Annotated in this window: 20 protein-coding genes; 2 read left to right on the top strand and 18 right to left on the bottom strand. The window is 41.8% G+C overall.

Going from position 1 to position 23,364, the window contains the following annotated elements; all coding sequences use genetic code 11:
- Positions 1-125: 125 nt before the first annotated feature.
- The 7 genes from OCV43_RS08600 to OCV43_RS08630 form a co-directional block, all read right to left on the bottom strand.
- Positions 126-593, bottom strand: coding sequence for a COG2426 family protein (locus OCV43_RS08600; protein WP_262623862.1), 468 nt, complete (start codon positions 591-593; stop codon positions 126-128).
- A gap of 20 nt (positions 594-613) precedes the next feature.
- The gene (gene hisC / locus OCV43_RS08605) at positions 614-1,675 is read right to left on the bottom strand and encodes a histidinol-phosphate transaminase (protein WP_262623863.1); all 1,062 of its coding nucleotides are present in this window, start codon (positions 1,673-1,675) and stop codon (positions 614-616) included.
- Between the two features lie 55 nt (positions 1,676-1,730).
- Positions 1,731-2,930, bottom strand: a complete 1,200-nt coding sequence (locus OCV43_RS08610; protein ID WP_262623864.1) for a pyridoxal phosphate-dependent aminotransferase — start codon at positions 2,928-2,930, stop codon at positions 1,731-1,733.
- A gap of 59 nt (positions 2,931-2,989) precedes the next feature.
- Positions 2,990-3,889 carry a DMT family transporter gene (locus OCV43_RS08615; protein ID WP_022243402.1) on the bottom strand — a complete coding sequence of 300 codons (900 nt, stop codon included), beginning with the start codon at positions 3,887-3,889 and terminating at the stop codon, positions 2,990-2,992.
- Positions 3,890-4,097: 208 nt separating this feature from the next.
- Positions 4,098-5,630, bottom strand: coding sequence for a UDP-glucose--hexose-1-phosphate uridylyltransferase (galT, locus tag OCV43_RS08620; RefSeq protein ID WP_262623865.1), 1,533 nt, complete (start codon positions 5,628-5,630; stop codon positions 4,098-4,100).
- Between the two features lie 17 nt (positions 5,631-5,647).
- A complete protein-coding gene (locus tag OCV43_RS08625; protein ID WP_199534364.1) occupies positions 5,648-6,814 on the bottom strand; it encodes a galactokinase in 1,167 nt (388 codons plus the stop codon).
- Positions 6,815-7,398: 584 nt separating this feature from the next.
- Complete coding sequence (locus OCV43_RS08630) at positions 7,399-9,246, bottom strand: peptidoglycan binding domain-containing protein (protein ID WP_262623866.1); 1,848 nt, start codon at positions 9,244-9,246, stop codon at positions 7,399-7,401.
- Positions 9,247-9,510: 264 nt separating this feature from the next.
- Here OCV43_RS08630 and OCV43_RS08635 point away from each other — a divergent pair, with 264 nt between their 5' ends.
- Positions 9,511-10,212 carry a phosphatase PAP2 family protein gene (locus OCV43_RS08635; protein ID WP_227709975.1) on the top strand — a complete coding sequence of 234 codons (702 nt, stop codon included), beginning with the start codon at positions 9,511-9,513 and terminating at the stop codon, positions 10,210-10,212.
- A 44-nt stretch (positions 10,213-10,256) separates the two neighbouring features.
- On the opposite strand, the gene OCV43_RS08640 is transcribed toward OCV43_RS08635, so the two are convergent.
- Genes OCV43_RS08640 through OCV43_RS08650 form a run of 3 tightly spaced genes read right to left on the bottom strand, consistent with a single transcriptional unit; the run spans position 10,257 to position 13,814 of the window.
- Positions 10,257-12,179 carry an NAD(+) synthase gene (locus tag OCV43_RS08640; RefSeq protein WP_262623867.1) on the bottom strand — a complete coding sequence of 641 codons (1,923 nt, stop codon included), beginning with the start codon at positions 12,177-12,179 and terminating at the stop codon, positions 10,257-10,259.
- Positions 12,176-13,045 (bottom strand): Hsp33 family molecular chaperone HslO, encoded by an 870-nt coding sequence (gene hslO / locus OCV43_RS08645; protein ID WP_262623868.1) that lies wholly within the window; start codon positions 13,043-13,045, stop codon positions 12,176-12,178. Before hslO ends, OCV43_RS08640 begins: the two co-directional genes overlap by 4 nt.
- 19 nt (positions 13,046-13,064) lie before the next feature.
- A complete protein-coding gene (locus OCV43_RS08650; protein ID WP_117947759.1) occupies positions 13,065-13,814 on the bottom strand; it encodes a class I SAM-dependent DNA methyltransferase in 750 nt (249 codons plus the stop codon).
- Between the two features lie 135 nt (positions 13,815-13,949).
- On the opposite strand from OCV43_RS08650, the gene OCV43_RS08655 reads away from it, so the two are divergent.
- Positions 13,950-14,993 (top strand): DUF6709 family protein, encoded by a 1,044-nt coding sequence (locus OCV43_RS08655; RefSeq protein ID WP_022243394.1) that lies wholly within the window; start codon positions 13,950-13,952, stop codon positions 14,991-14,993.
- Between the two features lie 51 nt (positions 14,994-15,044).
- Here OCV43_RS08655 and ilvN read toward each other — a convergent pair whose 3' ends face one another.
- From ilvN to purM, 8 genes are all read right to left on the bottom strand, one after another.
- Positions 15,045-15,542, bottom strand: coding sequence for an acetolactate synthase small subunit (gene ilvN / locus OCV43_RS08660; protein ID WP_117698016.1), 498 nt, complete (start codon positions 15,540-15,542; stop codon positions 15,045-15,047).
- A gap of 13 nt (positions 15,543-15,555) precedes the next feature.
- Positions 15,556-17,277 (bottom strand): biosynthetic-type acetolactate synthase large subunit, encoded by a 1,722-nt coding sequence (gene ilvB, locus OCV43_RS08665; RefSeq protein WP_262623870.1) that lies wholly within the window; start codon positions 17,275-17,277, stop codon positions 15,556-15,558.
- Positions 17,278-17,290: 13 nt separating this feature from the next.
- Entirely contained in the window at positions 17,291-18,250 is a 960-nt protein-coding gene (locus OCV43_RS08670; protein WP_262623871.1) for an AEC family transporter, read from the bottom strand.
- A gap of 21 nt (positions 18,251-18,271) precedes the next feature.
- Entirely contained in the window at positions 18,272-18,763 is a 492-nt protein-coding gene (locus OCV43_RS08675; RefSeq protein WP_117841761.1) for a dihydrofolate reductase, read from the bottom strand.
- A 19-nt stretch (positions 18,764-18,782) separates the two neighbouring features.
- Positions 18,783-19,631, bottom strand: coding sequence for a thymidylate synthase (gene thyA / locus OCV43_RS08680; protein WP_117698015.1), 849 nt, complete (start codon positions 19,629-19,631; stop codon positions 18,783-18,785).
- 529 nt (positions 19,632-20,160) lie between these two features.
- Complete coding sequence (gene purD, locus OCV43_RS08685; protein WP_262623872.1) at positions 20,161-21,435, bottom strand: phosphoribosylamine--glycine ligase; 1,275 nt, start codon at positions 21,433-21,435, stop codon at positions 20,161-20,163.
- Between the two features lie 78 nt (positions 21,436-21,513).
- Positions 21,514-22,152 carry a phosphoribosylglycinamide formyltransferase gene (gene purN, locus OCV43_RS08690; protein ID WP_022243387.1) on the bottom strand — a complete coding sequence of 213 codons (639 nt, stop codon included), beginning with the start codon at positions 22,150-22,152 and terminating at the stop codon, positions 21,514-21,516.
- Positions 22,146-23,171, bottom strand: a complete 1,026-nt coding sequence (gene purM / locus OCV43_RS08695) for a phosphoribosylformylglycinamidine cyclo-ligase (protein ID WP_022243386.1) — start codon at positions 23,169-23,171, stop codon at positions 22,146-22,148. Before purM ends, purN begins: the two co-directional genes overlap by 7 nt.
- Between the last annotated feature and the right edge of the window lie 193 nt (positions 23,172-23,364).

A 23,364-nucleotide genomic window follows, 5' to 3' on the forward strand; every position in this document is an offset into this window, starting at 1 on the left:
GCGTTTTTAACTTTACAGGAAAGCAATTTCCTGTAAAGTTAAAAAGCACAGAATATATAGTAAATAACATTACTATACACGCTGTGCTTTTTATCACTTAGATATCCTTTTTACATTCCACCCTGTTAGCGAATCATAGAAAATGCACCAACACTGATTAACATCATAATTACACCAGCCAGCAATACGCCAAGCATCACTGCGATAACAGATGATTTAAAATCCATATCTAAGATGCTGGCTGCCAGAGTTCCTGTCCAGGCTCCGGTTCCCGGCACCGGGATTCCAACAAAGAGCAGTAATGCCAGGAACAATCCTCTTCCTGCCTTTGCCTGCAGCTTCTTGCCGCCCTTTTCACCTTTTTCTAAGCACCAAGTGAAAAATTTTCCGATAACCGGCTTATCTGCACCCCAAATCAGTACTTTTCTTGCAAAGAAATAAATAAATGGTACCGGCAGCATATTTCCAATGATGGAAATAATATAAGATGGTATCAATGGAAGTCCAAAGCCCTGTGAAAATGGAATCGCTCCCCTCAGTTCAATCAGTGGTACCATGGAAACAAAAAATACAATCAGATAATGTAATAACATAATACTCCTTTCCTAATGAATTATGACTGTTTATAGTTTTTCAAAAACGTAATCAGCGTATTCATTTCTTCATCTGTACCAATGGTAATACGCAGGTAATTTGCAATCCGCTCCGGTTTGGAGAAATGACGGACATAAATGTCCTTCTTCTTCAAATCTTCAAACAGCTTCTCCATGGAAATCGTATCGTGGGTTACAAAGAGGAAGTTGCTCTTTGAATCATCCATCCGGTATCCCAGTGCCCGAAGTTCTTCCTTGGTACGCTCTCTCGTTGCAATAATCTTCTGTGTTGTCTTTTTAAAATAAGCTTCATCCAAAATAGCAGCCGTTCCCATTTCAATCGTAAGGGAATTTAAGGTGTAAGAATTAAATGAATATTTAACATCGTTCAAATATTTGATTAATTCAGGCTGTGCCATCGCATATCCAATCCGCATGCCTGCCATGGAACGGGATTTGCTAAAGGTCTGGACTACCAATACATTGTCATATTTATCAATAAGCGGCAATGCAGATGTTCCACCAAAATCAATATATGCTTCATCCACAATAACAATGACATCCGGATTCTGTGCAATGATGCGTTCCACATCTTCTAACGGAAGCAGCTTTCCTGTCGGTGCGTTTGGATTTGGAAATACAATTCCTCCGTTTTCCCCAGCATAATCCTCCGGGCAAATTGTAAAATTCCTATCCAGCGGAATCTGCTTATATGGAATACGGAATTCCTCTGCCCAGACATCATAGAAAGAATAAGTAATATCTGGAAACAGAATCGGACGATTAGAATTAAAAAATGTCATAAAGCACATGGCAAGTACATCATCTGAGCCAACGCCCACAAATACCTGATTGGAATTTAAACCATATCGTTCTGCAATTGCGTCCGTCAGTTTCTCAATCTTTGGATCCGGATAAAGACGCAGCCGGTCGGTATCAAAAGAGGTTAAAACATCCTTTACTCCCGGTGCCGGTGGATACGGATTCTCATTGGTATTCAGTTTTATCATTTTCTCTTTCTTCGGCTGTTCTCCCGGAATATACGGGATAACTTTGCGTATGTTATTTTCCCATGCTTTCATGTCTTACTCCTTCTATCTGCTGCTTGATTTTATCATTCTTTCGTTTTCCGATTTTTTATTCTGCTGCCTTCAGTCCATACTCTGCTGCCAGCTTTGCAAATGCCTGCATGGAATTTACTACTGTCTCATAAGAAGTGCAGTATGCAAGGCGTACATAACCGCCATAGCCGAAGGCACTTCCTTTTACCAGAATCAAATGGTATTTCTTCGCAGCTTCTACAAATTCTTCTTCCTTTGCAACCGGAGATTTCAGCCACAGATAAAATGCTCCCTGTGGTTTAATGCAGGTGAATCCAAGCTTCGTCAGTCCTTCATATAAAGCAATACGGTTGCGGTCATAAAATTCAAGATTGGTCTTTTCCTTTAAGCACTCTGCCACTGCTTTCTGAATGAGGGATGGTGCATTTACAAAGCCAAGAGTACGGTTTGATACGGTAATTCCCTCGATTAATTCTGCGGAATCTGCCGCTTCATCCGGCACTACCACATAACCGATCCGCTCGCCCGGAAGTGATAAAGATTTACTGAAGGAATATCCTACCAGCGTATCTTTATAATATTTCGTCAGGAAATTCTCCTGTACGCCGTCGTAAACCAGTTCACGGTATGGTTCATCGGAAATAAGATAAATATCGGTTCCAAATTCCTCTTCCTTCGCAGTTAAAATTCTGGCAATCTCTTTTAAGGTTGCATCTGAATATACCACTCCGGTCGGGTTGTTCGGATTGTTGATGATAACCGCTCTTGTATCTTTTGTAATTTTTCGTTCAAAGTCTGCTAAATCCGGCATAAAATCTGCTTCATTTGGCATGACTTCCACAATCTTTGCATCGAAGTTTGCGGCATAGCTTTTATATTCACCAAAATACGGAGCAAATACCATAACTTCATTGCCCGGATCTAAAATCGTCTTAAAAATAATATTCAGACCGCCTGCTGCACCAACTGTCATAATCAGGTTCTTCCCATGGAAATTGGTTCCGAAGCGTTCATTTAAGTTCTCTGCAATTGCCTCCCTTACTTCCTCATAGCCTGCATTTGCCATATATCCATGCACCACAAGCGGGTCTTCTTTATCCAAAATATCATAAATTGCTGTCTTAATTTTTTCCGGTGCTGGTGTAGCCGGATTGCCAAGGCTGAAATCATACACATTTTCTGCCCCATATCTGGCAGCCATTTCTTTTCCTTCCATAAACATGGCACGAATTGCAGAGCTTCCTGCCATTGCCTGTTTTATCTTTTTTGACAACATATCTTATGCCTTCTTTCTCTTTCTATTCTGTTACAGTATAGCTGAGACTATCCGTAAAATCAATCTGTTTTCTTGTTTCCGATGGGAATCTGCGTGATAATAATTGCCACAAACATCAATACGCAGCCTAAAATTTCTTTTGGTGATAATACCTGTCCCAAGATCACCCAGCCAGCCAGTGCGGAAATCACGGATTCCAGGCTCATAATAAGGGATGCGATAACCGGGTTGATGCCTTTCTGTCCTACAATCTGCAAGGTGTAGCCAACGCCGCAGGAAAGAAGTCCCGCATACAACAAAGGCAGCCATGCCGCCTGAATATTGGAAATGTCCGGTGTCTCTGTAAACAGCATTCCTACTGCTGAAAGTACTCCGCATACAAAAAACTGTATACAGGACATTTTTACGCCGTCTACCTTCGGCGAAAAATAATCAACCACCAGTATATGAAAGGAAAATGCCAGTGCACATAAAAGAAGCATGATGTCTGCCCGCTCAATGGTAAAACTGCCGTCCTTCATACAAAGCAGATACATTCCCACAACTGCCAGTGCTACACAAAACCACAGCTTGATTCCCGGACGCTTTCCAATAAAGATGCCGATAACCGGAATCATCACAATATACAACGCCGTAAAAAAGCCAGATTTACCAACGCTTGCTTCCATAATGCCAAACTGCTGCAGATTGGATGCAATGCAAAGAATTACACCACAGGCAATTCCGCCTGCCCACAAAGTCTTTTTATCCTCTTTTTCCTGATTTTCTGCTCCTGTCTCTTTCTTTTTCTTTAAAACCAGAATAACCGGGATTAGCACCAGTCCCCCCAGAACGCACCGGATTGCGTTAAAGGTAAATGGACCAATATATTCCATGCCCACGCTCTGGGCTACAAAAGCAACGCCCCAGATGGTTGCGGTCAATAATAATATCAAAGAACTCTTTATCTGCTGTTTCATAAAATCTCCATTCTGCCCTTATTCTTTTGCATAATTTATCATATTGCTCTTATATTAATGCATTTCTTTCCTTCTTGCAAGAGTCATAACATACAACAAAGAGCATCAAAGGCGGTGTTTTTCATCCTTCCCATTGGATGACACCTTATGCCAATGATGCTCTTTTCTTATGTTAACCAGAATCCCTCTCCCGGATAAACGCCTTTTTCTATTTATTTACCGTGTCAATAAAGCGTAAGAATGCTTCTCTTCCTTCTTCGGTGCATTTGTATACACCGGCATCCAGAAGAACTTCACGGAATACCAGTCCGATTTCCTTTCGGATAATCCCGTCGATATTTTCTTCCGTAATGCTCTCATATTTCGGCAAAAATTCCTCTACCCAGTCTGCATGCTTACTTAAAACTTCATTGCTCCGTAAATCAGCCCTGGAAAGAATTGCCGTCTTAAGCTGTGCCATCTCGTCCTTCAGACGTGCCGGCAGCACTGCCAGACCCATTACCTCGATTAAGCCGATATTTTCCTTCTTAATATGATGAAGCTTTGCATGCGGATGATATACGCCCAGCGGATGCTCCTTTGTTGTAATATTATTACGAAGCACTAAATCCAGTTCGTAATTATTGCCTCGTTTTCTTGCAATTGGCGTAATGGTATTATGTGGCTCCCCGTCTGTTTCTGCAAAAATAAATGCTGCCTCATCCGTATAGCCACGCCAGGTCAGAAGTATTTTATCTGCCAGCTCAATCAGCCGTTCTGTATCCGGTGCGGACAGGCGGATAACTGACATCGGCCATTTTACAATTCCGGCTTTCACATCTTCAAAGCCCGCAAAGGTAATCTCTTTTTCCAGCGGTGCCTTTGCCATGGCAAATTCATAATGTCCACCCTGGAAATGGTCATGACTTAAAATCGAACCTCCTACAATCGGCAGGTCTGCATTGGAGCCAACGAAATAATGCGGAAACTGTTTTACAAAATCCAGCAGTTTTCCAAAGGTTGCCTTCTCGATTTTCATCGGTGTATGCTTTCCATTAAACACGATGCAGTGCTCATTATAGTACACATAAGGAGAATACTGTAAGAACCAGTCACTATGATTGATGGTTACCGGAATAATACGGTGATTCTGTCTTGCCGGATGGTTGACTCTTCCTGCATAACCTTCATTTTCCTTACATAAAAGGCATTTCGGATAGCCGCTCTGTTTTGCCAGCTTTGCAGCTGCAATGGCTTTCGGGTCCTTTTCCGGCTTGGATAAGTTAATTGTAATATCCAGTTCACCAAACTCCGTCTCTGCGGTCCATTTCATATCACGTCTGATACGGTATCTGCGGATATAATTACTGTCCTGGCTAAGAGTATAATAATAATCTGTTGCCGCCTTTGCATCCTTCTCATAAAGGCTCTGAAATTTATGAATTACTTCACCTGGTCTCGGCATCAGCATTCCCATGATTTTCGTATCAAACAAATCACGGTATACTACACTGTTTTCCTTTAAAATGCCATTTTCATAAGCATAATCCAGCAGACGGTTTAATAATTCTTCCAGACTCTCTTCTGCTTCTTCTCTGCTCATCGGAGTCCGTGACTGATAAGCTGCCACAGCGTCCTCATCTAATTCTTCTAATTCAAACAATTCCAGCAGGCGGTTGATGGTAAATCTTTCATCTTCCTTCGGAACCAGTCCGGTTACCATGCCATATTCTGTTAATTTTAAGATATCTTCACAAATCATGACTTACCTCCTGTTTCTTATGCCAGTCTGGATGGACCGTCTCCAATTTCTACCACATAGAAATCTGCGCTGTATCCAATTTTCTTTTCATAGGCACTGCCTACTGCTTCAATAAAATGCTCTACTGCTTCATCCTTTACAATACTGACGGTGCATCCGCCAAAGCCTGCACCTGTCATACGGGATCCAATGACTCCATCCACCTTCCAGGCTTCTTCCACTAAGGTATCCAGTTCAATTCCGGTTACTTCATAATCATCCCTTAAGGATACATGGGATGCATTCATCAGCTTTCCAAAGGTTTCCACATCATTTTCTTTCAAAGCTTCCACTGCTTTTAGGGTTCTCTGGTTCTCATATACCGCATGTTTTGCCCGACGCATGCGGACCTCACTTCCGATGGCTCCCTTATACTCTTCAAACTGTTCCTCGGACAATTCACCAAGACTTTTGATGTCCACCACCTTCTGTAATTCTGCCAGTGCTTCCTCACACTCTGCACGACGTTCATTATATTTCGAATCACCCAGACCACGCTTCTTATTGCTGCAGGAAATTACAATTTTAGCATCTTTTAAACGAACCGGCGCATATTCATATTTTAAAGTAGCCGTGTCTAAGAAAATCGCATGCTCTGCTTTTCCCATGGCAATGGCAAACTGATCCATGATGCCACAGTTCACTCCATTGAATTTATTCTCTGAAAACTGTCCGATTAAAGCCAGATCCTGATTCGTTACACCAAATCCGAATAAGTCCTTTAAGATATATCCGGTCAGTACCTCAACAGATGCAGAAGAAGAAAGTCCGGAACCATTCGGGATATTTCCAAATAATAACAAATCCAGTCCGGTATCTACCTGCATGCCCTTTTCTCCAAACGCCCAGATAACACCCTTCGGATAATTCGTCCAGTCTGCTTCTTTCTCCGGTTTCAAGCCTTCAATGGAAGATTCCAGCACACCAAGCTGTTCAAAATTCATGGAATAAAATCTCAGTTTCTTATCGGCACGTTTTCTTGCCACGCCATAAGTTCCAATGGTCAGTGCACAGGGAAATACATGACCGCCGTTGTAATCCGTATGCTCTCCAATCAGATTCACACGTCCCGGTGCAAAATACACACGGATGTCTCCTTCATCCCCAAATAATTCCTTAAACCTTGTCAAAACCTGCTCTTTCATCAATACATTCTCCTTTCGATTTATTTTCATCCGTTCCTGTTATCCGGCACATTTTCACAGGATATTATTCATCTGTCTTTGTGCTCGTCAGCAACATAATTTATATTTTTTACTTCTTGATAAGATTATACTATATGCCCTGTTTCTTTGCAATATTGCCGTTCTAGTCTGCAACATCTCAATTGCTATTTGGCAACATTTTTCCATATGCATTATGATAATTACAAATAAACATGAAAATATAAATATATATATAACACCAGCCTCTGTTCGGATGATTTTGATACGAGAGAGAGCTGTAAGGGACATTGGAAATTCGATAAAAACATATATGATTCTGACAACCGGCGCAAATTCACATCCATGTTCATCTGCGCCTCGCCGGTACATCCCTGTACCGGCGTTGCCTGTTTCCGAACGAATTTCATAAGTCCCTAACAACCCTCCCTCATGTATCTGCAATCATCCAGACAGAGGCTGGTGTTATTTCTATTTTCAATTTATTTTCAGTGGTTCCTACAGACATTCATCATACTAAAATTGTCTGAACAGAAGCTGGCGTTCTTATTCTTTATTCCAATTCCCTACAATGCTGCTTCAGCGGCTGCCAGCTTGTCCAGTGCACTCTGTGGTACCTTCGCTTTTGCGCCCTCGCTTAAGGCATTATAGGCATTTCTTGCATTGGCTACTGCTGCTGCATCTGTGGCAGTTATCGTATCTGGCAATGCCATGATTGTATTCGTTACATTCTGTGCATCTATACTTTCCTGATTCTGCAATTCCTGCAGGGCCTGTTCATACTGCAACTGTGACAGAGCTGACTCGGCTGCTGTCAGCACATTCAGATTCTTTACATATGCTTTGGCGCTGTCAGATAAAGCATCATACTGGGAACGGACAGACGCAATGGTTCCTGCGGAGTCCAGGGTTACTGCTCCAATGGAGGTGATTGCCTCATCTACTGCAGATGCTGCATCCATATCCTTGCCCTTCTGGCTCTCGGTTCCCGGCAGTTCATAAACAAGCACCGGATAACCAGCTTCTATATTTTCATAAATTGTTTTTGCTGCACTGTATGGAAGATTGATACATCCATGTGAACCGCTTCTTTTATAAATTGTTCCACCAAAAGTACTTCTCCAGCTGGCATCATGCATTCCAACACCACCGTTAAAAGGCATCCAGAAAGATACCGGAGACTCATAATCTTCGCCGCGAAGCACCGCATCCTTTGCCTTATAAGTAACACCAAAAGAGCCGGACGGCGTTCCATGATTCTTTGCAAGGTTACCGGAGACAAAATCAGATTCTACCACCAGTGATCCGTTCTTATAGAAAAACAAATGCTGTGCGGTCAGATTGATTTCCACATATGTATTACCATAGTCATTCTCACCATGGCTGTTGGCCGTCTGGGAATAAACCGGCTCTCTTGTTACATCCTTACCGGCTTTCAAATCCTCCAGTATCATTTCCTTTTCAGCTGCATTATCTACCCACCATCCGTAATTTCCACCATAAATTGTCACTGTCTGTCCATAAGAGGTATCCAGTGTCCGGTTTCCATAGGCGGTATTATAATTTTTTGCCATAGCTTTTACATAAGCGCTCAATGCCTCATCATCTACAGACACATTGAAATCATCATCCACAGAAAGCCAGGTACTGATGGTTTCTCCATCCAAAACCACATCATCCTTGCCTTCTGCCTGATAGGTAATCTTCATCTGGGTATATTTATTCAAAGTATCCAATGCATCCTGAAATACATCATCCTCTTCTTTTACCTTAGGGTCTTCATAACAGCCTTCCCCGGAAAGGTCAAACTCCGGCTGCATTTTATCCAAGGCTTCTTTGATTTTCTCCGTAAATGCATCCTTATCGATTTTTGTTCCATATACCTCCGGCTGCACTTCATAACCATCCTTTGTATAATCCTTAATCTGTGCATTTTCGGAATCCGTCCATTTGCTTTCATCCATACAGGACAAATGATCCAGAACATCCTTCAATTTTTCTTCATCAAAAGATATCATGGTCTCCGCTTCGTATTTCTGTGGAGAAATAAGATAGTACGGCCATGCAAATCCATTCTGTTTCTTTAAAAGCTCTTTTACCTGCTTATCAAATACCGGCTCCATGTCAATGTCTGTTCCACTGATGCTCTCTGTCTTATCCTCACGCTCCACCAGTTTCATCTCATACCTGGATGCCTGCTTCGTGATCTTCTTTTCCACACCACTGGTTGAGGAAGCGGATACCCCCACATTATTTATCGTGGTACGAAATGCAAAATGGCTCTGAAAAAACAGTGCCAGTACCAGATAAATCACAACTAATATTCCTACAGGAATTCCGATTACACAAAGGAGTTTTTTTCTGCTCATTTTTTCCTTTGCAGTTTCCTGCTGTTTCTCTTCATTCTTCTTCATATCCCTTAACCTTTCTATTTTGCTAGTTTCCATTATAGTTGACCGTTTTTCTTTGTCAATGAAATCCCGCATTTGTAATATTTATTTAAAAAATGAAATACATTTTCTTGTATTCTTGCACAATGAAAATGTTCCTTTTCCATTAAAATCTTAAGAATTCCATAAAAATTATTAAATTCGATTTTATAGCATTGTTTTTTAAAAAATGCTGTGCTAGAATTCCACCATAGAAGTAGTATTCTTACATTAAAAAAGGGGAATCCGATGTTGAAAAAAGATAACTTTAAGCAAAATCTCAAAGCATTTTTTCAAAAATATAAGCACGCATGGGTTCTGCTGTATGTATTCATATATTTTCCATGGTTTACCTATCTGGAAAAACATGTGACTTCAAATTTCAACGTAATACATACTGCACTGGATGATAAAATCCCATTTATAGAATTTTTCATCGTACCATATATGTTATGGTTTGGATATGTCGCATATGCGGTTCTTTACTTTTTCTTCAAAAATAAAGAAGATTATTACCGGCTCTGTACATTCCTGTTTGTGGGAATGACTGTATTTCTGGTAGTATCCAGCCTCTATCCAAACGGACATTATCTCCGCCCGCATTCCTTTGAGCATGACAATGTCTTCACCCATATGGTAGCCTGGCTTTATGCAACCGATACACCGACAAACCTGTTTCCAAGTATTCATGTTTATAATTCGCTCGGTGTTCACATTGCAATCTGTAACAGTAAAGAATTTAAGGATCGTCCGAAGTTAAAGCTGGCTTCTTTCATTCTTATGGTCAGCATTATTCTTGCAACCATGTTCTTAAAACAGCATTCTGTATTTGATGTGGTTACTGCATTTGTAATGGCTGCTGTCATGTACTCTTTCGTCTACGGCAGGAACTTTGCTTTCGGCCGCAGCAAGGCAAAAGAATCTTTTGAAAAACAGCTTAAGCACATATAGGTTTTTATAAAAGAACTGCCGCTCCATTTTGAGCAGCAGTTTTTTTATTTCAAATGTTCGATTTCATCCATCCAGATACGCACTGATGCATCACTTGGCATTCTTAAATCACCTCTTGGTGATACTGCTACCGTACCGACCTTTGGTCCATCCGGCAAACAGGAACGTTTAAACTGCTGTGAGAAGAAACGGCGGTAGAAGGTCTTTAACCATTTCAAAATCACTGCATTGTCATACTGCCCCGCAAATGCCACCTGTGCCAGGCGATATATTTTTGCCGGAGCAAAACCAAATCGCATCACATAATATAAATAGAAATCATGCAGTTCATATGGTCCTACAATATCCTCTGTCTTCTGGGCGATTTTTCCATTTTCCGGTGGAAGCAGTTCCGGGCTGACCGGTGTATCTAAGACATCATAAAGTACAATTGAAAGTTCCTTGTTTCCACAGGTGTCTGCATAATAGTGTACCAGATGGCGCACCAGCGTCTTCGGTACGGATGCATTCACTCCATACATGGACATATGGTCACCGTTATAGGTAGCCCAGCCCAATGCCAGCTCTGACATATCTCCAGTTCCGATTACCATACCATTATTCTTATTGGCAATGTCCATCAGAATCTGGGTACGTTCCCTTGCCTGTCCATTTTCATAAGTGACATCATGTACACTCTCATCCTGACCAATATCCCGGAAATGAATGCGTACTGCCTCTTTGATATCCACTTCTATCAGCTTTGCGCCAAGACAGCGAATGAGACTTAATGCATTCTCATAGGTACGGTCAGTGGTTCCAAAGCCCGGCATGGTAACTGCATATATCTGCTCTCTCGGAAGCTTCAGCCGGTCAAACGCCTGTACCGTAACCAGAAGTGCCAGTGTGGAATCCAGTCCACCGGAAATGCCTACCACTGCGCATTTACATCTGGTATGCTCTAACCGTTTCTTAAGTCCCATGGACTGAATAGCTAAAATCTCTTCACAACGTTTATCACGCTTGCCCTTATTGCCCGGAACGAATGGCGCCGGATCCACAAAACGGCTCAGTGTGGTATCTGATTTATCAATAAAGAAAGAAAATCTAAGATAATCCTCGCTTCTGCTGCCTGCTGCAAAAGTGCTCATTCTCCGTCTTTCGGATACCAGACGTTCCATATCAATTTCAGAATATACCGTCTCATTGGTAAAACGTTCGGATTCTGCTAAAACCACTCCGTTTTCTGCAATGATATTATGACCGGAATATACTACATCCTGTGTGGATTCTCCATCTCCGGCACTGGCATAGATATAACCGCAGAGCAGGCGGGCAGACTGTCCTGCAACAAGCTCTCTCCGGTAAATATCCTTTCCGGTTGTCTCATCACTGGCAGAAAGATTTACGATTAAAGTTGCTCCTGCCAGAGCATGGGAAATACTCGGCGGGTTTGGTGTCCATACATCCTCGCAGATTTCCACACCGATTACCAGCTCCGGCAATACATCATCACACTGGAACAAAATGTGGCTTCCCATCGGTACATGATAAGCCGGTGCAATATCTACACCCTCTGCTTCTTCTTTTCCCGGAGAAAAATATCTTGCTTCATAGAATTCATTGTAATTTGGAATATGGGTCTTTGGCACGATGCCGATAATCTCGCCTTTGTTTAAAGCTGCTGCCACATTATAAAGCTTGCCTTCATGCATCAGGGGCAGACCAACAAATACAACGGCATCCAAAGCACCGAGTTCCTTTGCCAGCCATACCAGCCGCTCCCTTGCGCTTCTTAACAAAGTCTCCTGTAAGAATAAATCTCCACAGGTATATCCGGTAATGCAAAGTTCCGGGCACACAATGACTTTGGCTCCGTTTGCTGCTGCTTCCATTACTGCCGCTTTTATTCGAATGGTATTTTCTACCGGATCTGCGACTACTACTTTTGGTGTTACTGCTGCTACTTTGATAAATCCATCTCTCATTTTCTTATCTCCCTTAAATCATCCGGACTGAATACATAATTATCATTACAGAAATGACATTTTACTTCAATCGGTTCTTCATCCTTGATTAAATCATCCAAATCTTTCTTGCTTAAGCTTGCCAGTGCTTTTGCCACACGTTCTTTGGAACAGTCACAGCGGAAGGCAACCGGCATCGTATCATTGATTTCAAGCTTCATCTCTCCTAAGATTTCCTCTAAAATCATTTCCGGTGTCATACCCTTTTCCAACATTTCTGTTACAGATGCTATCTGTGCGATTTTCTGCTCCAGGGCATCAATGACTGCGTCCTCTGTAAACGGCATCAGCTGAATGATAAACCCGCCTGCCTGACGCACTGTATTGTCCTTATTCATGAGAACTCCTAAACCCACGGAAGATGGTACCTGCTCGGATACTGCAAAATAATAGGTTAAATCCTCTGCGATTTCTCCGGTCTGAAGCTCTGTCTGTCCCACATACGGATCTTTTAATCCCATGTCTTTTATGACACTTAAAACACCATTTCCAATGGCTCCGCCTACATTTAATTTACCGGCTGCATTAGGTGGCAATATCACGTCTGCCACGCCCGGATAGCCTTTTACACCCCCGTTAGCATTGGCAGTTACCGTAAGGCCATGCATCGGACCATCGCCCTGAATCTGCAGGGTCAGAAGGTCTTTTTCTCCCTTCATCATGCTGCCCATCATTGCTGCTGCGCTCATGGCACGTCCTAATGCTGCTGTTACAATCGGGCTGCTGTTATGACGGACTCTTGCTTCCTCCGTCATCTCTTTTGATGTAATCGCAAATGCACGAATCTGTCCATCTGCAGCTGTTGCTCTCACCATATAATCTGACATTTTTTCTTCCTCTTTCTTCTTATTTCCCCTGTTCTCTTGCGATGATATAAATCCGTTCACTGCAGGCTGTCGGTTCTTTTCCCGTCTCTACGTCAAAGACACCTTCCCATTTCATACCGGCTTCTTCGATTAATTTTCGTACGGTTTCTATCTCATACGCCCGCTGAAAATGTGTTTCTTCATATCTCCGGAACAAATCATCCTCTTCTTTGATAAAAAGTGTTAAATCATACTGATTGACCTGTTCCTCCGGGTCATAATAATTTTCCCAGATAAAGCTGCTGTCCTCTCTGGTCTCGCAGAAGCTGTTGTCTCCTAAGAGTTCCTCATATTTATATCTGGTATTCATATCGAAAATAAAGATTCCGCCCGGGTCAAGATAATTATTGACCAGGGAAAATACCTGTCTCAAATCCTCTTCTGACATGATATAATTCATGGAATCGCAGACACTTACTACTGCCCGGATGGTTCCATACAATTCAAACTCCCGCATATCCTGAAGAAGATACAGTATCTCTGTATTTTCCATGGTATATTCTCTGGCTACCGAAAGCATTTCCTCGGAATTGTCCACCCCAATCATATCATAACCTTCTGCTGCTAAAAGTCTCGTCATCCTTCCGGTTCCACAGCCAAGTTCCAAAAGCAGGCCATCTTTTATCCCCTCTGCTTTTAATATGTCCACCAGATATTTTTTCCATGCTTCGTAAGGGACATTGTCCATAAATGTATCATAAACTGTTGCAAATTCTGTATATGCTTCCACACAACCACTCTTTCTGTCCTATTCTTCTGTAATACTAACAATTTTCCCTGATAAAAGCAAGTAGTCGCTTCCTAAGGCTTGATTATTTTTCCCTAAAACTTTATACTTAAAATCATAACACTACTGGGAGGAATTATGACAAACCAATTAGACCACTATATATCCAACCACATCAAAAGTCTTTACCGGCATAAGCTTTTTTCGCCGATTCTATATATGATACTGTTGATTGTTCTTTGGATTATCTTTCCCATCGGCACCATCTTAAGTCCGAAGGTTATCAACGAAAAAACTTCTCTTGATAAATTATATAAAGAGAATGACCGGTATGTCAGTATTACGCTGACGGATTTAAAATTTACCGGATACACACAGGAAGTCTTAGGGCAGACCCATGGATATTACTACTATACAATTCAGGATGGGTGCTGTAATATCGTACTGCTCTCTCCGAAGACCAGCGAAGAGGGACTTCCGAATATTAACAAAGTAACCGTTCATGCCAAAATCCAGACCGCAACCAAATCCTACCATACCCTGCTTTCTAAAATTGCAGCAGATTTGAACTGGACAGACAGCGGTATTTACGGAGAAAGCTCCTCCTATTATATCAGTGAGCCCGGTTTCCGTTACGGCTTCAGTATCTTTCTGATTCTGCTTTTTGCATGCAGTGGACTTTATGCCATTTTCAGTATCATATGTTATTTTGTATACATTCATTTTCCATGGCTGTCACCGCCCTGCCAGCAGCTTGCCCGGTTCGGTTCTCCGAAGACTCTTCTTATGCAGGCAGAAGAAGAACTGGCGACACTGCCACAGCTGGCTACGGAAGATATGTTTATTACCGAGCATTTCTTTATTGAAATCTCTACGGATGGAATTGCCTTTGTTCCGATTCAGGAAATCATCTGGCTTTATAAACATTCCACCCTGCACAAGTTCTTCTGGTACCATTTCAGTATCTCCTATACGCTGTGTATCTCTGCGAAAAAGCACTTATACATCCAGTGTCCGAAGAACTTAAAATCCGATATCGACGGTATCATCGACTACTTAGCAGAAGCAAATCATGATATTCTTGTAGGCTTCAACGAAAAGAACCGCCTGAAGGTACAGGAAATTCAGGGAACACCATTGCAGTTTGAGAAGTTTATTGCACTGTTGAAAAAAAGATTATAAAAAATATGGGAATTCCGCATTACGGACTTCCCATATTCCCGGTATTTAATATTACCGGCAGGATGTGCTGATTGATTCAATGGCTACTGCCCCGCCACGCACTACTTCGATGGTCCTGAAGCGGCGTTTTAAAAGAGCTATCAGTTCATTGTTGCGACGTTCTGTCAGCTTACACTCTAACAATACGCTGTCTTCCCCAATATCTGCCACATCTACTTTAAAGGTTGTTGCAATCTGAAATACCTCCGCTTTATCTTCCACGCTGCAATGCAGCACTTTTGCAAAAAGAATCTCTTTCATATGGATTGGTACATTGGTTAAATCAATTACCTTAATGACCTCTACCATACTGTTTAACTGCTTCTTAATCTGTTCAAATGTAATATCATCACTGGTTACACAGATTGTCATACGGGACACACTCTCATCTTCCGTGGTTCCTACGGTAAGACTCTGGAGGTTATAGGATTTGCCGGAAAAAAGTCCGGAAACCTTCGCCAGTACACCAACCTGGTTTTCTACATATAATGCAATCCATCTGTTTTTCATACCAACGTTCCTCCTATTTCAAAATCATCTGGCTCATTGCAGTTCCACTCTTAACCATCGGAAGTACAATGTCCTCTGTTGCAATCATAAATTCTATTACGGTAGAAGTCTTTTTATTCTTCTTTGCCTCTTCGAAGGCTGCATTCATTTCTTCGGTGTTCGTTACACGAATACCCTTTGCGCCATAGCTTTCTGCCCATTTCACAAAATCCGGTTCATATACCGGGCAGTCTTTTCCCGGTCCCTTACAGTTGTTCGGACATTCCTTATGCTGACGCAGGCAGGTTGCAGAATAACGTTTTCCGTAGAAAAGCTGCTGCTGCTGGCGAACCATGCCAAGATAAAAATTATTTAAAATGCAGACAATTACCGGTGCATCCTGGCATACTGCAGTTGCCATTTCCTGCATATTCATCTGGAATCCACCATCTCCGGTGATACAAATAACCTCTTGTTCCGGACAGCCGATTTTTGCTCCGACTGCTGCCGGGAATCCAAAGCCCATTGTTCCAAGGCCTCCTGATGTAATAAAGGTTCCGCCACGTTCCATCTCAAGATACTGGGTTGCCCACATCTGATGCTGCCCAACATCTGTTGCAATAATGGCCCCTTTGAAATGCTCATTGATTCCTTCCATAATCATCTGCGGGGAAAGTCCCTTATCTCTTCGCATTTCCAGAGGATTTTCTTTGTTCCATTCCTCAATGCGGGCTATCCAGGCTGTTGTTTTCTTCGGTTCTGCCCACTCTGATAATTTTTCCAGTGCGGTTCTTGCATCTGCTACTACCGGTACATCCACCACAACGTTTCTGGAAATGGATGCTGTATCCACATCTACATGAACAATTTTTGCCTTTGGTGCAAACTCATTCAAATCGCCGGTAATGCGGTCATTGAATCTTGTTCCGATGGAGAATAATACATCACACTCAGAAACTGCCATATTGGCTGCATATCTTCCATGCATACCGCAGTTTCCCATATAATAAGGATTGGATGTGCCAATGGCTCCTTTTCCCATAATGGTGGTAACAACCGGCACCTGCATTTTAGTAACAAATTCATCGAAAATATCATTGGCACGGGCAATGTTGATTCCGCCTCCGGCAAGAATCAATGGTTTCTTGGCACTCTTTAAAAGCTTATATGCCTTTTTCAACTGTCCGATATGTACGCCTTCATTTGGCTTGTAACCACGAATCTGCACACTCTTTGGATAATCGGATGGTCCACTCTCTAACTGGATATCCTTTGGGATATCCACAAGAACCGGTCCCGGTTTTCCGGTGGTTGCAATGTGAAATGCCATGCGGATTATTTTTCCCAAATCTTTTCTGTCCCGAACGGTTACGCCGTATTTTGTTATGGAACGGGTCATTCCTACAATATCAACCTCCTGAAAGGCATCATTTCCAATCAACGGAAGTGGCACCTGACCGGTAATGCAAACAAGCGGAATGCTGTCAAAATGCGCATCTGCGAGTCCTGTAATAATATTGGTGGCACCCGGTCCGCTGGTTACCAGGCATACGCCCGGCTTTCCGGTAGCTCTCGCATATCCTTCTGCCTCATGAATCAGTCCCTGCTCATGTCTGGGAAGCACCAGGTGAATATCATCCTGTTTATATAATTCATCAAAAAGGTCGGTGACCATTCCGCCCGGATAACCAAATATGGTATCCACGCCTTCTTCCATCATCGCCTTTACAAATAATTTTCTTCCTGTAATATCCATCTAACATCCTCCTCTATATCAATCCCATGGTCTTAAGGATAAAAATCCAGCCAGTTAAGGTAAATGCTCCCAAAAGCGTTGTTGTCACAATAATACTTGCTGTCAGCACACCATCATTTTTCATGTTCTTTGCCATAATATAGCAGCTTGGTGTAGTCGGTGATGCAAGCATAATCAGAATTGCAATCATTTTTTCTCCGGTAAATCCCAAGGCTGCTGCCACCGGAAGTAATAAAAGCGGCTGTATCACAAGTTTGATTGCAGATGCTGCAAGGGTCGGTCTGATTTTTGCCAGGGCTTTTCTTCCCTCAAAGCCTGCACCCAGTGCAATCAACGCCAGTGGTGTTGCCATCTTTGCCACATTCTCAATGGTCTTATCTACCATGGCAGGAAAATCAAGGGACAATAATGCTGCCACCATACCAAAGGCAATTCCAAGGATAATCGGATTCTTTAATATGTTAAGAAATGCTTTCTTGATTCTGCCACCATGTGCTGCCTCTTCTCCCGCTCCATCTTCATTGGCTTCAAAGGTCAGTACAATAACAGAAAAGATATTATAAAGCGGCACTGCCCCGATAATCATCAATGGTCCCATGGCAGAACTGCCATAAATATTTTCAATAAAGGCAAGTCCCATGACTGCGGCACTGCTCCGGAAGGAGCTTTGCACAAATGCACCACGGATGGATTTATCCTTTACAAAGAGCTTTGTGGCTCCCCAGATTACCCAGAAACAGACGGTACTTGCCAGTGCACAGAAAAGCACATATTTCAAATCAAAGATTTCCCGGATATTTACCGTAGCAATATCCCGAAATAACATAAATGGCAAGGTCACCTTAAAATTAAACTTATTCGCCACCGTCACAAAATTATCATTGAGCATACCAATCTGCTTTAAGATATAACCGATTACCATCACAAGAAAGATTGGCATGGTGGTATTTAAACTGAAAATAAGATTATTCATTTCTTACACGTTTCTTTCTGCTTATCTTATTCTTTCATATTTTAAGAAGTAATACTCCAGATCAAAATAGGTCTGTTCATCACTGTCTTCTGTAATCTGCCATTCTTCCTTTTCATCCAGATTCGGGAAATAGGCATCTGCATCATATGCATAGTCAATCTTCGTAATATGCGCTACATCGCACTCATCCAAAAGCTGACGATAAATGCTTTCACCGCCAATAACATAGACATCCTCACTGTTATACTGCTCTAACTCTTTATGCAGTTCGTCTAAATCATGCACCACAATGGCATCCTTCACTTTATAATTCTTATCACTGGTCAGTACAATATTGACACGGTTCTTAAGAGGCTGTCCATTTGGAAAGCTTTCCAAGGTCTTACGTCCCATGACTACCACTTTCCCGGTTGTGGTCTGACGGAAAAATTTCATATCATCCGGAATGCTTACCAGTAATTTATTCTTATAGCCAATTGCCCAATTAGCATCTACTGCTGCGATTAAATTCATCTCTTTCACCTGCTCCTTTTTATATTGCGATTGGAATATCCTGAATCTGCGGTCCTGTCACATAATTATCAAGACGTACATCATTTCTGGTAAATTCATAGAAATCCTTTACATCCGGATTCAGCCAGAATGTCGGTGCGTCATACGTCGGTCTTTGAATCAGTTCCTTTATAATAGGAATATGCCGGTCATAAATATGTGCATCTGCAATCACATGCACTAACTCTCCCACACGCATATCGCACACCTGTGCCAGCATATGCATCAATACTGCATACTGGCAGACATTCCAGTTATTGGCAGCTAAGATATCCTGGGAACGCTGATTTAAAATTGCATTCAAAGTCAGCTTATCGTCCCCCTTCTTCTGGGTTACATTAAAGGTCATGCTGTATGCGCATGGATAAAGATGCATCTCACTTAAATCCTGATGTACATATATATTGGTCATGATTCTTCTGCTGAAAGGATTGTTCTTAAGGTCATAGATGACACGGTCTACCTGGTCAAACATTCCTTCCTTATATTTATGCTTTACTCCCATCTGGTAGCCATAAGCTTTTCCAATAGATCCTGTCTCATCTGCCCATTCATCCCAGACATGGCTGTGTAAGTCATTGACATTATTGGACTTCAACTGCCAGATCCATAACATCTCATCGGTACAGCTCTTGATTGCTGTCTTTCGTAATGTAATTGCCGGAAATTCCTTGGATAAATCATACCTGTTTACCACACCAAATTTCTTAATTGTATAAGCACTGGTTCCATCCTCCCAATGTGGGCGGACTTTTTCTCCTTCTGTACTTACCCCGTTGTCCAATATATCCTGACACATATCGATAAAAATTTTATCTGCCAGACTCATGCTGCGGCACCTCCTGCGCTAGTTTTTTCACTATTTAGAGTATATTCTAAATTAATATTGTATCGGATAATCCCACCAAGCGCAAGAGTAGAAAATTTAACATTACAAATTTATGATTGTATCTTGTGCATTTTCTTTTTCTCCTGCAAGTTGTCTTATCAATTTTTATTATTTTATACATTATGTAATCTTAAAATCTTTCTTTTGAGACTTATATTAATTTGTTTTCTGATTTTATTATTTTTTAGAAGAAGGGAATGTGCCGGACTGGGGGATGGGCGGAAGAATTGGTCTATCCCAATATGAACCGGTTTGTTCTAATATGAATTGAATTATCGTAGTATGATTGGTTTTTATTTTATCAAAATTTATTATGTCTTGTTTTAATTTCAAGAATTCGTCATTGATTCTCGTCTCTTTATTGCATTGCATTTTTAAGTATAGAAAAAGTACCCGTAAATTTTTCTGTTTTTTACGGATACTTTTCTTATCTTCCTATTTTGTCGATTCGTTAAATCATTCTTTAACTTTATGCTTCATCTATGGATTTTCCAATGTCATGGCGCATATACTTGTTATCGAAGTCTACCCACTCCGTTGCCTTATAAGCATTGGCTCTTGCTTCTTTTAAGGTAGCTCCCTTGGCTGTGATGCCAAGTACACGGCCTCCGTTGGTTACAATTTTTCCTTCCTCATTTAACTTGGTTCCAGCATGGAAACAGTAGTAACCTTCTTTGCCATCAAAGTTCTCAAGGCCTTTGATTTCAAATCCTTTTTCATATGCCACCGGATATCCGTCAGATGCAAGAACAACGCATACGGCTGCATTATCTTCAAACTGTAAATCAATGGTATCTAATTTACCGTCTACGCAGGCTTCCATTACATCAATGATGTCATTTTTCATTCTCGGAAGAACTACCTGAGCTTCCGGGTCACCAAAACGGGCATTGTACTCTAATACCTTTGGTCCATCCTCTGTCAGCATCAGACCGAAGAAAATAACACCTACAAATGGTCTTCCTTCTGCTGCCATGGCATCTACGGTTGCCTGATAGATATATTTCTTACAGAAATCATCTACTTCTTTGGTATAGAAAGGACTTGGAGAGAAGTTACCCATTCCACCGGTATTTAAGCCCTGGTCTCCATCTTTGGCACGTTTGTGGTCCTGTGCGGAAGACATAATCTTAATGGTCTTGCCATCTACGAAAGAAAGCACGGATACTTCACGGCCTGTCATGAACTCTTCTATTACCATATGGTTGCCGGCAGAACCAAATTTCTTATCTTCCATGATTTCTTTTACTCCGGCTTTCGCTTCCTCCAAGGTGTTACAAATCAGAACACCTTTACCAAGTGCCAGTCCGTCTGCCTTTAATACGATTGGCATTTTTGCAGTTTCCAGATACTCCAATGCCTTTTTCGGGTCATCAAAGGTCTCATATCCTGCGGTCGGAATGTTATATTTCTTCATCAAATCTTTGGAAAATGCTTTGGATCCCTCTAAGATTGCAGCATTCTTTCTCGGTCCGAATACTTTTAATCCTTCTGCTTCAAATACATCTACAATTCCACCGACCAATGGATCATCCATTCCTACGATGGTAAAATCAATCTCTTTTTCCTTTGCAAAAGCTACCAGCTTGTCAAATTCCATGGCTCCAATGTTCACACATTCTGCCAGCTGTCCGATTCCGGCATTGCCCGGTGCACAATAAATCTTATCTACACGGCTGCTCTTTGCTACACTTGTCACAATTGCATGCTCTCTTCCGCCGCTTCCAACTACTAATACTTTCATGCTGCTCCTCCTAATCCGGTTATTTTTCTTCTATTTTTCATTCATTTCTACTTAATCTTTATTTACTTTTACTCAATTCTAATGGTCTGCTTTTGGAAGAATCTTCACTTTCCCGTCTTCGACTTTTACTCTTCCATTGGCAATTAAATCAATTGCCTGTGGCATAATTTTCCACTCTGCCTGTTCCATCACACGACGCTGCAGAATCTCCGGCGTATCATCCTCTTCTACTGCAACTGCTTTCTGTAAAATGATTGGACCGGTATCTGTTCCTTCATCCACAAAATGCACCGTAGCTCCTGTTACCTTCACTCCACGGGAAAGTGCTCCTTCGTGGACTTTTAATCCATAGAAGCCTGTTCCACAGAAAGATGGAATCAGGGATGGATGAATATTGATTATCCGGTTGCGGTACTGTGCAATCATTTCCGGTGGAATTACCACCAAAAATCCTGCCAGCACCACCAAATCTACTTTATATTCATTCAATTTTTCTAAGAAATCAGCATTGAATGCCGCCCGGTTCTCATAGGATTTCGGAGAAATGCAAAGTGCCTTGATATTATGTTTTTTTGCACGCTCTAAGGCATAGGCATTCGGATTATTACTGATTACCACTTCTATCTTTGCATTGGTAATGGTTCCATTATCCATGGCATCGATAATTGCCTGAAGATTGGTTCCACCACCGGATACTAATACTGCAACTTTTAGCATAATGTAACACCCTTTTCTCCGTTTTCAATCTTACCAACAACATATGGCTTGTCTCCGGCAGATTTGATTGCTTCCATGGTTTTATCTACATCTTCCGGTGCAACTGCAAGTACCATACCTAGTCCCATGTTGTAGGTATTGTACATCATTTTCTCTTCTACATTTCCTTCTTTTGCCATCAGGGTAAAGATTGGTGGAATCGGATAGCTGTTCTTTTCAATCACTGCATGTTTTCCTTCCGGAAGCATACGTGGAACATTTTCATAGAAACCACCGCCTGTGATATGGCTGCAGGCTTTTACACGGATGCCGGCATCTTTGATGGCACGCAGTGCTTTTACATAAATTCTGGTTGGTGCAAGTAATGCTTCTCCCAAAGTAGTTCCCAGTTCTTCATGGTATGTATCAAGGGTTTCTTTATCCATAGTAAAGATTTTACGAACCAGTGAAAATCCATTGGAATGTACTCCGGTTGATGCCATACCAATCAGCACATCACCGTCTGCCAGGGTCTCGCCGGTAATCATATCTTTCTTATCACATACACCTACTGCAAATCCAGCCAGGTCATATTCATCCTCTGCCATCAGACCAGGATGCTCTGCGGTCTCTCCACCAATTAATGCCGCATCAGACTGAAGACATCCTTCTGCTACACCTTTTACGATGGCTGCAATTTTCTCCGGATAATTCTTACCACATGCAATATAATCTAAGAAGAATAATGGTTCTCCACCTGCACAGGCAATATCATTTACACACATTGCTACTGCATCAATACCGATGGTATCATGCTTGTCCATAATCATGGCGAGCTTTACTTTCGTGCCACAGCCATCTGTTCCGGATAACAGTACCGGTTCTTCCATTTCTTTAATCTTCTCTAATGAAAATGCTCCGGAAAATCCGCCCAGTCCTCCAAGAACCTCTGGACGCATGGTCTTCTTTACATGCTCCTTCATCAGTTCTACGGACTTATATCCTGCCTCAATATCCACGCCTGCGTTCTTGTAATCCATTGTTCTTCCTCCTGAAATTATTCTTTATCTTGCTCTTTATTTTTTCAGTGCAAGTATGGAAATGCTTCGCATTTCCATACTTCGGGCTTTCGCCCTATCAGACCTACAGAACCTGCCACCGGCAGCTTCTTACGGATGCTTGGCAACCTTTTAATCAGCCCGTTTGGACTGCCAGCAGCCCAACGGACTGCTT

The sequence above is a fragment of the Roseburia amylophila genome (assembly GCF_025567465.1).
GTDB classification, from domain to species: domain Bacteria; phylum Bacillota; class Clostridia; order Lachnospirales; family Lachnospiraceae; genus Roseburia_C; species Roseburia_C amylophila.

Excerpts from the sequence above, each read along its gene's own strand:
- OCV43_RS08600 (WP_262623862.1), bottom strand. The coding sequence starts at position 593 with ATGTTATTACATTATCTGATTGTATTTTTTGTTTCCATGGTACCACTG.
- hisC (WP_262623863.1), bottom strand. The coding sequence starts at position 1,675 with ATGAAAGCATGGGAAAATAACATACGCAAAGTTATCCCGTATATTCCG.
- OCV43_RS08610 (WP_262623864.1), bottom strand. The coding sequence starts at position 2,930 with ATGTTGTCAAAAAAGATAAAACAGGCAATGGCAGGAAGCTCTGCAATT.
- OCV43_RS08615 (WP_022243402.1), bottom strand. The coding sequence starts at position 3,889 with ATGAAACAGCAGATAAAGAGTTCTTTGATATTATTATTGACCGCAACC.
- galT (WP_262623865.1), bottom strand. The coding sequence starts at position 5,630 with ATGATTTGTGAAGATATCTTAAAATTAACAGAATATGGCATGGTAACC.
- OCV43_RS08625 (WP_199534364.1), bottom strand. The coding sequence starts at position 6,814 with ATGAAAGAGCAGGTTTTGACAAGGTTTAAGGAATTATTTGGGGATGAA.
- OCV43_RS08630 (WP_262623866.1), bottom strand. The coding sequence starts at position 9,246 with ATGAAGAAGAATGAAGAGAAACAGCAGGAAACTGCAAAGGAAAAAATG.
- OCV43_RS08635 (WP_227709975.1), top strand. The coding sequence starts at position 9,511 with ATGTTGAAAAAAGATAACTTTAAGCAAAATCTCAAAGCATTTTTTCAA.
- OCV43_RS08640 (WP_262623867.1), bottom strand. The coding sequence starts at position 12,179 with ATGAGAGATGGATTTATCAAAGTAGCAGCAGTAACACCAAAAGTAGTA.
- hslO (WP_262623868.1), bottom strand. The coding sequence starts at position 13,045 with ATGTCAGATTATATGGTGAGAGCAACAGCTGCAGATGGACAGATTCGT.
- OCV43_RS08655 (WP_022243394.1), top strand. The coding sequence starts at position 13,950 with ATGACAAACCAATTAGACCACTATATATCCAACCACATCAAAAGTCTT.
- ilvN (WP_117698016.1), bottom strand. The coding sequence starts at position 15,542 with ATGAAAAACAGATGGATTGCATTATATGTAGAAAACCAGGTTGGTGTA.
- ilvB (WP_262623870.1), bottom strand. The coding sequence starts at position 17,277 with ATGGATATTACAGGAAGAAAATTATTTGTAAAGGCGATGATGGAAGAA.
- OCV43_RS08670 (WP_262623871.1), bottom strand. The coding sequence starts at position 18,250 with ATGAATAATCTTATTTTCAGTTTAAATACCACCATGCCAATCTTTCTT.
- OCV43_RS08675 (WP_117841761.1), bottom strand. The coding sequence starts at position 18,763 with ATGAATTTAATCGCAGCAGTAGATGCTAATTGGGCAATTGGCTATAAG.
- thyA (WP_117698015.1), bottom strand. The coding sequence starts at position 19,631 with ATGAGTCTGGCAGATAAAATTTTTATCGATATGTGTCAGGATATATTG.
- purD (WP_262623872.1), bottom strand. The coding sequence starts at position 21,435 with ATGAAAGTATTAGTAGTTGGAAGCGGCGGAAGAGAGCATGCAATTGTG.
- purN (WP_022243387.1), bottom strand. The coding sequence starts at position 22,152 with ATGCTAAAAGTTGCAGTATTAGTATCCGGTGGTGGAACCAATCTTCAG.
- purM (WP_022243386.1), bottom strand. The coding sequence starts at position 23,171 with ATGGATTACAAGAACGCAGGCGTGGATATTGAGGCAGGATATAAGTCC.